This window comes from Segetibacter aerophilus (assembly GCF_007991655.1).
In the GTDB taxonomy this organism is placed as follows: domain Bacteria; phylum Bacteroidota; class Bacteroidia; order Chitinophagales; family Chitinophagaceae; genus Segetibacter; species Segetibacter aerophilus.
This window is the reverse complement of sequence record NZ_BJYT01000016.1, coordinates 90,128-96,888: the sequence shown is the minus strand read 5'-3', so window position 1 is coordinate 96,888 and position 6,761 is coordinate 90,128. Positions and strand designations below refer to the sequence as shown.

7 protein-coding genes are annotated in these 6,761 nt (G+C 41.1%); 1 reads left to right on the top strand and 6 read right to left on the bottom strand.

What is annotated here, in order from left to right:
- The coding region (locus tag SAE01_RS24840) for a hypothetical protein (protein WP_218029192.1) at positions 1-195 on the top strand (195 nt) is incomplete at its 5' end.
- A 97-nt stretch (positions 196-292) separates the two neighbouring features.
- Here SAE01_RS24840 and SAE01_RS18385 read toward each other — a convergent pair.
- From SAE01_RS18385 to SAE01_RS18360, 6 genes are all read right to left on the bottom strand, one after another.
- Positions 293-1,483 (bottom strand): pyridoxal phosphate-dependent aminotransferase, encoded by a 1,191-nt coding sequence (locus SAE01_RS18385; RefSeq protein WP_147205261.1) that lies wholly within the window; start codon positions 1,481-1,483, stop codon positions 293-295.
- Between the two features lie 123 nt (positions 1,484-1,606).
- Positions 1,607-2,605: a DNA polymerase III subunit delta gene (gene holA / locus SAE01_RS18380; protein WP_147205260.1), complete on the bottom strand. Its 999-nt coding sequence runs from the start codon at positions 2,603-2,605 to the stop codon at positions 1,607-1,609.
- 290 nt (positions 2,606-2,895) lie between these two features.
- Entirely contained in the window at positions 2,896-4,080 is a 1,185-nt protein-coding gene (locus tag SAE01_RS18375) for an acetyl-CoA C-acyltransferase (protein ID WP_147205259.1), read from the bottom strand.
- A gap of 231 nt (positions 4,081-4,311) precedes the next feature.
- A complete protein-coding gene (locus SAE01_RS18370; protein ID WP_147205258.1) occupies positions 4,312-4,827 on the bottom strand; it encodes a GNAT family N-acetyltransferase in 516 nt (171 codons plus the stop codon).
- Positions 4,828-5,006: 179 nt separating this feature from the next.
- A complete protein-coding gene (locus SAE01_RS18365; RefSeq protein ID WP_147205257.1) occupies positions 5,007-5,231 on the bottom strand; it encodes a hypothetical protein in 225 nt (74 codons plus the stop codon).
- A gap of 246 nt (positions 5,232-5,477) precedes the next feature.
- Positions 5,478-6,713: a DUF2264 domain-containing protein gene (locus SAE01_RS18360; protein WP_147205256.1), complete on the bottom strand. Its 1,236-nt coding sequence runs from the start codon at positions 6,711-6,713 to the stop codon at positions 5,478-5,480.
- Between the last annotated feature and the right edge of the window lie 48 nt (positions 6,714-6,761).

Genomic DNA, 6,761 nt, shown 5'->3' with positions numbered 1-6,761 from the left:
GGTTGGCGCATATTAGTGTCACTCGTAAAACAAACTTCGTCGATACTAGAAGCCTTGATAAACGGGTGCACACTGGCCGAGGTTCGTTTGAAAAAAACTTATTGTAGAATTTATAGCGTGGTGGCAAATGTGCCCATAAAAGATTTAAGGTACAAGGGAGTGACACAACGATGTAAAGGGAAGAACTACTGTTAGTGCAAAATAAAAAAGAGCAGTAATTGATATTGCACAATTACTGCTCTTAATAAAATTCAAAGTTTTTGTTTGATTTTAAGTCCCTCTAAAGGGAGCTTTATTTCAATTTATCCAACGCGTCTTTAATTCTTGAAAAACCTTTTTCAATATTTTCCATGCTGTTGGCAAACCCAATACGAATGCAATTTGGACTACCAAACGCAGAACCAGTTACGGTGGATACGTTGGCTGTATGCAACAAATACATACAAAGATCTTCGGCGTTTTCGATTTTAGTTTCGCCGTCGGAGGTACCAAAGAGGCTACTGATATCAGGGAAAATATAGAAAGCACCTTCGGGAACATAACACTTAAAAGAAGGGATATCACAAACCAATTCTTGCACACGGTTTTTTCTTCTTTCAAACTCCTTAACCATTGCAAATGTAGGATCGAGGCTTGCAGTTAAAGCTACCACCCCTGCTTTTTGAGCAATTGAATTTGGACCGCTTGTAAATTGTCCCTGTAACTTTTCGCACGCTTTAGCAATTTCAGCGGAGGCAGCAATATAACCAAGTCTCCAGCCGGTCATTGCGAAACCTTTACTTAAGCCGTTCACAATAATTACCCTGTCTTTTATTTCATCGAATTGTGCGATGCTTTCGTGTCCGCCAACAAAATTTATGTACTCATAAATCTCGTCGCTCATGATGTAGATATTTGGGTATTTTACAAAAACATCTGCTAAACCTTCCAACTCTTCTTTGCTGTAAACAGAGCCTGACGGATTACATGGCGATGAAAACATGAACAATCTTGTCTTCTCAGTAATCGTTGCTTCAAGCTGAGCAGGCGTAATTTTATAATTGCTTTCGATCGTTGTTTCTATCGGAACGACAATACCTTCAGCAATTTTAACCAGTTCGGAATAAGTAACCCAGTAAGGAGTGGGAATAATCACTTCATCCCCTTTGTCAACCACGGCTAAAATCAGGTTTGCAATGCTTTGCTTAGCACCGGTGGAGGTAACTATGTTTTCAGGTTTGTAATCAAGATTATTATCACGTTTCAACTTGTGGCAAACTGCTTCTTTTAAATCTAAATAACCACCAACAGGAGTATAATGTGAGTAGTTGTCGTTGATGGCTTTAATAGCTGCCTGTTTGATATGATCTGGGGTATCAAAATCAGGTTCTCCAAGGCTGAGATCAACAACATCTTTTCCCTCGCTTCTAAGTTGGCGGCCAAGTTTAGCCATTTTAAGGGTTTCCGGTTCAGCAAAACGATCTAAAATACTTGATAAAGGCATGAGGTTTAATATTTTGAAGCGCAAATGTAGGGAAAAAGGTCTTCGCGAACAGTAGCAAAACTATCCGAATTTACGGTCTTCAACCTGGGGTTTTAAGTGAAGAATGGCCACTTGAAAGTCTTGTCAGCTCACCATTTTTACTACCATCTCTTTCATCAAATCCGCATCTGAGGTGCCTGAGTCGTGAATACCGATGCTCCGCAAATTGTATTCGTGCAGCAGCAACAATATTTTTTCCACACCAGCGATGCCGAAGGTTTTAGCGGTAGCAAGTGCATCTTTTGCAGCATAAAAGTTATTACTAAAAAGGCCCTTTACGCCATTTTCACTTTTATCGTCCATACCAAAAATGCAGTAAACTTTGCTGAAGTAGGAATAGACTGCCGGAAGTATCAATTGTATGGGGGCAGCTTTTGGATTAGCCTTAAAATATTGAATGATACGAATTGCCTTTGCTAAGTCTTTTTTTCCGATGGCCGCTTGCAGCTCAAATGCATTGAACTCCTTGCTGATACCAACATATTTCTCGATAGCATTCTCATCGATCGTTTTGGTGTTACCAAGGTTGATCCAAACTTTCTCTACTTCATTTTCCAGCCTGCTGAGGTCGTTCCCGATGTTGTCAATTAATAGTTGTAAGGCTTGGGGTGTAATGTCATATCCTTTGGATTGGATCATTCCCCTTGTCCAATCGGGTAACTGATTCTCAAAGATTTTTTTACTTTGAAACAATTCGCCATTCTTTTTGATAACCTTCGAAAAGTTCGTTCGGCCATCCATCTTTTTATCCTTGTAGGCTACCACAAAAATGGTAGAGGAAAGAGGTTTACTTACATACCCTTCCAGCTTTTCGATGTCTTTCATGTGCTGGGCTTCCTTTAGCAGCACTACTTGCCTGTCGGAAAACATGGGATATCGACGGCAGGCATTTACGACCACCGTCCAATCGGCATCTCTTCCATAAAAAACGGTGAGATTGAAGCCGGCTTCACTTTCATTTAAAATCTTGTGCTCCGCATAATCCACAACCTTATCTATAAAATAAGGCTCCTCACCTTCCAGCCAATAAATAGGTTTATATGCACCTATTTTCCATTCTGATAATATCTTTTCTACCGACATATTTAAAAAACTTCCTGCGGCTGCAAGATAAAGCTGACATTGGAATTATTAAGAAAGGTTGCCACACCAATCGCATGCAATCCTCGTGGATCTTGTTCCAAAATAAAAATTGCTTAGGCTAAAAGCATCTTTTCATCCTTATGGCGAGTCTCTGTAATAATTATTGTCTTTTTATGATTACTAAAGCTGTCATATTCTTCTTGTCTTTCCTGCTATTCATATTAGTAGTAATAACCCTCCGCTCGTTTTTTGATAAAATCTTCGAGGAAGACTAAATAGAAACAAGCTGACTACTGCAGTTCGATTACCATTGCACTCGCTCCACCTCCGCCGTTACAAACAGCAGCTGCTCCATATTTCCCGCCATTTTGTTTCAAAACATTTATTAGAGTAACCAGTATTCTTGCTCCACTACATCCCAAGGGGTGACCAAGTGAGACAGCGCCACCATGCACATTTACCTTGCTAGGGTCAAGGTTCATACGTCGCATGTTTTCAATTCCAACTACAGAAAAGGCTTCATTCAATTCCACAAAGTCAATGTCAGTCATTTGTAGACCTGCCCTTTCAACAGCCTTCGGTAAAGCCAACGAAGGAGTTGTTGTGAACCACTTTGGGTCTTGTTCTGCATCGGCATAACTTACAATTTTAGCAATTGGCTTCAAGCCCAATGCCTCCATCTTTTCTTTGCTCATGATCACTAACGCAGCAGCTCCATCGTTCATGGTAGAAGCATTGGCAGCGGTTACCGTTCCCTCTTTACTAAATGCGGGACGTAGTTCAGAGATCTTTTCAAACTTTACGTTGAACGGTTCATCATCTCTATTTACTACCAAGGCCTCTCCCTTCCGTTGCGGAATTTCTACGGGAACAACTTCATTTGAAAACTTCCCTTCGCTCCATGCGGCCTGGCTGCGTTTATAACTTTCAATAGCAAATTCATCCTGCTTTTCGCGGCTGATGTCACATTCCTTCGCACAAAAATCTGCTGCGTTGCCCATTGCAAGTCCGTCATAAACATCGGTCAAGCCGTCTTTTGCTATCCCATCAATCAGTGAGCTATTTCCGTACTTATTTCCCCAGCGCATATTCTCTACATAAAAAGGCACGTTGCTCATGCTTTCCATTCCTCCAGCCACAATAATGTCCGCTTCTCCCAAAGCAATACTCGCCGCTCCTTGCGAGACAGCTTTCATTCCGCTTGCGCACACTTTGTTTACAGTTGTACAAATAACTTTGTCTGGCAATCCGGAAGCTTTGCAGGCCTGTCGAGCGGGTGCCTGGCCAAGCCCCGCCTGGATAACGCTCCCCATTAATAATTCATCCACCTGTTCTGGCTCAATTCCTGCTTTGGCAACAGCACCATTAATTGCAATGGCCCCAAGTTTAGTAGCACTAACTTCTTTGAGTGAACCTCCAAAACTGCCTATCGGCGTGCGTACGGCAGAGATAATATAAACTTCTCTTGTGTTCATAATTTGACAATCGTCTGGTGAATTAAAACGGCTTCAAAGATAAGGGGTAAGTGAACCGGGGAAAGATGAATCAGTTGCAGGCAAAATAGTTTAACAGGGTTTATATTAAGCGACCCATTAATCTTTATTCAGCATCGTTGCGTCTCACTCTTGTGCCTTGTTTTCATTGCTCAGCTATCCTTGTTAATACTGCACGAATAGTCCGTCAATTTCGTTTTCATCGACTTTTACTCAGTTCTCAAGTTCCTTCTTAAAGAGCCAATCTGTCTGCGGATCTTTTCCAACCATAAAAATATGTTCACCAAATTTTGTGAAGCCAAACCTTTCGTAAAAGTTGATGGCTTTTTTATTGTGCTCCCACACACCCAGGTAAACTGTTTTTTTAGCAAGTTCACTTGCAAAAGAAATGGCAAATTCAAGAAGTGCTTTACCAACCCCACTTCCCAGCTTTTCTTTCACCACATAAATCCTTGCTATTTCTAAAACTTCTCTACCGAGTTCACTAGATGGCGCCGTTGAAAGTTTTAAATACCCTGCTACCATCTCACTCTCTTTGGCGAAGAAAAAATGGTTATCTGGCTGCAACATTTCCTCGTGCAACTTATCAGGATTAAAGGAACTTGCAAGAAAAAGCTCCATATCTTCTTCTGTGTTTTGCTGATAAAAAGTTTCGTAAAAAGTTTCGAAGCTAATCTTCACCAGCTCATCTAAATCGTCGATACTTACCTTTTCAATTTTTATTGACATAGGTGCAAGATTAGAAATAACTACCAATATTTTTAACTCCCACACTTCAGTACCGGAACTTAAAATAGTTGTGCTAAAAAAAACGAGCGCCGTTTCAAGGGCAACTCGTTAGATAAAATGGGTTAAAAAAGTGAATACTAGTTGGTGTTTTTACAACGCTTTTAAGCGAAGGCAAGGTTTTAGGCAGTGCAAAGGTGAGCTGTAATAAGTTTGCCCAATTCTCTACTTACATAGGTTTCTTGTTGGGTTTCCTGGTCAAGCCAATGTTCCCGGCCATCGCTGGTTTTCTTTAATTGAATAGTTACAGGTTTGTAAGTTACCTGTACCAAATAACTGTCATTGTCAAGGGCAGTGACCGAAACGGGGTGACCATTGAATAAAATCGAAAACTGATGATTGCTCATAAAAACAGCTTTTTTTAAAAGTTAAGATTAAGGATTAGTATGGTTGGCTAGCAATGTATTCGGTAGTAACGCTGAAAACAATAACCATGCAATTCTTTCTTTGTTTTAACAACGATTCAGTGTTCTTCGCTTACATAGTTTTTTTAATAATAATCATCTTATTAATTTTTAATGCAGTAAACATTTGATCGCGATTGAAAAAAAATTTCTAAGAGCGTGGCCTTGTTGCGTAAGAAACGTCAGTGACTAGTTTATGTGTAGCGCATGGTCTCCAGGCGTATCCTGTCCGCTCCAGATCTTAACAGAGCTCCATGGTAGTGCCGGTGAAGACCAAAATTCATCTGTTTCGGGTAGACCAAGCGGAAGAAATATTGCGGTACATAAGTACAAACTACCAGTTGTATTATAAACATCCGCCAAGTCAGGCTGGTTACCGCCGAGGCCGATGGTTAACCAACCGTCTTTATCAAAAGTGCCAGCGGGATCAAGCGTCTTACGTATAACAGCAGTTAGTGCACCTCTTACTTGTGCCGGTTTTAACGAGGCCGGTAACTGTTTTCTTAGAGCCATGTCTGCGAGGTGTTGGAACGCTGCTCCCCTGTACACTATCGATCTTCCAAGCGCAGGATAACTTCCATCCGCACTAATCATCCTCTCCTGGATTTCTGCATAACGCTTGTTGATCCTGTCAAGCTTGGTAGCGAAAGCAGTGTAAGATTTTGTCTTATTGTTGGCGATCTCTACTATTGTAGCGAGGTAAGGTTGTATCACATAGCTGTTGTAATAATCCATCGCGAAATCCATTCCGTCAGAAAACATGCCGTCACCAACATACCAGTGACTGGAGAATTCTCTTACCCCATATTCAATTCGCACCTTGTCATACTCTAATCCATATTTACAGAAAAAAGCTTCAATCATCCCAGTAAAAAGAATCCAATTGCTGTAAGTGGGAACGATCGACCTGGTTTTTTTGAAGGCGGCAACTACCTGGCTTTTTGTCTTGCCATTCAAGTGCTCCCATAACCATGGGCAACGGATAAACCCAAGTGCAACGAAAGATGCATCTACCAAAGGTTGTCCACCTTTATCCCATACCATATAATCTTTCAACGCAGTATCTACCGCATTTGCAACGGCTTTTAAAGACCATTCGCGATACTTATTTCTCAGAGCAACTTCTTCCTTTGAGCCTCCTTCCAGGTTCATCCATGGCGCAATACCCATCAACGTTCTTCCAAAAGCTTCGAGGTAAGCAACGGCGGATCTCGATTCCGCATTGTCAATTCTTTTCGACATGACCTTTGGTAGCTTTTCCTTTAGTCGACCTTCAGCCAGGCTTGACATTACCGGTCTCGAAACCTTATCGAGATAGTTTAACCACGCTACCCTATCGTTCACTTTGGTCGTGCTTTTATCCTGCGCATTTGTAGCATTAGTAAGAATTATGCAAAGACCAATTGTAGCGACGTACTTGTTCATAAAGCTATTTTGACACTTTAAAACGGGTATCAGAAGGAGCTTGAAATT